Below are 1994 nucleotides of genomic sequence, written 5' to 3'. Positions count from 1 at the left end.
ACCGGCCACCACCGCCCCCCACACCCTCCACGCCCGGCATCACCCGAACGGAACAACCAGGAACCAGCCCGTGACAACGATCACCCCAGGCCCCGGCGACAGCCCCTCGCCCCGGCCCTCACTTCGCTCCGAAGCAGGTACGCCGGGTACGCTCACGGCCGTGCCACACGCTGATCAGTCCCAGACCACCGAGACGGGCGCTTCCGTGACGTATCCGGGACCGCCGAGACCGGCCCGGGTCTCCGCCACACCTCTCGCGGAGCTCGCCGGCCAGCTGGAGGTCACCGCCCCGGACGGCGCCGCCGAGGTCACGGGCATCACCCATGACTCGCGCGCCGTGCGCCCCGGCGACCTGTACGCCGCCCTGCCCGGCGCCCGCGCGCACGGCGCCGACTTCGTCACCCAGGCGGCGAGCCTGGGCGCGGCCGCCGTGCTCACCGACCCGTCCGGCGCCGAGCGCGCCGCCGCCACCGGACTGCCGGTCCTGGTCGTGGACGACCCGCGCGGGCGGATGGGCGGGCTGGCGGCCACGATCTACGGCCGGCCGGGCCGCGACCTGCTCCAGATCGGCATCACCGGCACCTCAGGCAAGACCACCACCGCCTATCTCGTCGAGGGCGGCCTGAAGACCGTGAAGTCCACCGGACTGATCGGCACGGTCGAGACGCGCATCGGCGAGGAGCGCATCAGGTCCGAGCGCACCACCCCCGAAGCCACCGACCTGCAGGCCCTGTTCGCGGTCATGCGCGAGCGCGGCGTCGAGGCGGTCGCCATGGAGGTCTCCAGCCACGCCCTGGTGCTCGGCCGGGTCGACGGCTGCGTCTTCGACATCGGTGTCTTCACCAACCTCAGCCCGGAGCACATGGAGTTCCACTCCGACATGGAGGACTACTTCCGGGCCAAGGCGCAGCTGTTCACGCCCGAGCGCAGCCGGCTCGGCGTGATCAACCACGACGACGAGTACGGGCGCCGGCTCGCCGAGGAGGCCACCGTCCCGGTCGTCACCTTCTCCGCCGAGGGCCACCCCGACGCCGACTGGCGCGCCGAGGACGTCCAGGTCGGCCCGGTCGACTCCACGTTCACCGTGGTCGGCCCCGACGGCCGGCGGATCGCCGCCCGCTCGCCGCTGCCGGGCCCGTTCAACGTGGCCAACACCCTCGCCGCCGTCGTGGCGCTGGCCGCCGCGGGCCTGGACGCGCAGGCCGCCGCCGACGGCATCGCCGCCGTACCGGGTGTGCCGGGCCGCCTGGAGCGCGTGGACGCCGGGCAGCCGTACCTCGCGGTCGTCGACTACGCGCACAAGACGGACGCCGTCGAGTCGGTCCTCAGGGCCCTGCGCAAGGTCACCAAGGGCCGGGTGCACCTCGTGCTCGGCTGCGGCGGGGACCGCGACCGGACCAAGCGCGCGCCGATGGGCGCCGCCGCGGCCCGGCTCGCCGACACCGCCGTGCTGACCTCCGACAACCCTCGTTCCGAGGACCCCCTCGCCATCCTCGCCACCATGCTCGAGGGCGCCGCCTCGGTGCCCGCGCACGAGCGCGGGGAGGTGCTCCTGTTCGAGGACCGGGCCGCGGCCATCGCCGCCGCCGTCGGCCGGGCCCGGCCCGGTGACACCGTGCTGGTCGCCGGCAAGGGCCACGAGCAGGGCCAGGACATCGCCGGAGTGGTCCGTCCCTTCGACGACCGCCAGGTGCTTCGCGAAGCCATCCAGAACACCCAGGGATGAACGTCCGCCACCACCCGGGGACGAGAATCCTGAAGGCCCAGGGATGAAAATCCAGAAGACCAGGGGATGAACTTGTGATCGCCCTCTCCCTCGCCGAGATCGCAGAAGTCGTCGGCGGGCAGATGCACGACATACCGGATCCGTCCGTGAAAGTCACCGGACCCGTCGTCCGGGACTCCCGCGAGGCGGTGCCCGGCAGCCTCTTCGTCGCCTTCGTCGGCGAGCGCGTGGACGGCCACGACTTCGCCGCCGCCGTCGTCGAGGCGGG

1 protein-coding gene and 1 pseudogene are annotated in these 1994 nt (G+C 73.4%); both read left to right on the top strand.

All coding sequences use genetic code 11. From position 1 onward, the window contains the following. Positions 1-205: 205 nt before the first annotated feature. A complete protein-coding gene (locus RH94_RS36355; protein WP_073952544.1) occupies positions 206-1726 on the top strand; it encodes a UDP-N-acetylmuramoyl-L-alanyl-D-glutamate--2,6-diaminopimelate ligase in 1521 nt (506 codons plus the stop codon). 74 nt (positions 1727-1800) lie between these two features. After that, positions 1801-1994, top strand: a pseudogene (locus RH94_RS45785) (UDP-N-acetylmuramoyl-tripeptide--D-alanyl-D-alanine ligase); the annotation flags it as partial.

The sequence above is a fragment of the Streptomyces kebangsaanensis genome (genome assembly GCF_001906585.1).
Classification (GTDB): Bacteria; Actinomycetota; Actinomycetes; order Streptomycetales; family Streptomycetaceae; genus Streptomyces; species Streptomyces kebangsaanensis.
The sequence above is the reverse complement of the archived record's forward strand: the minus strand, read 5'-3'. Positions and strand labels throughout refer to the sequence as shown.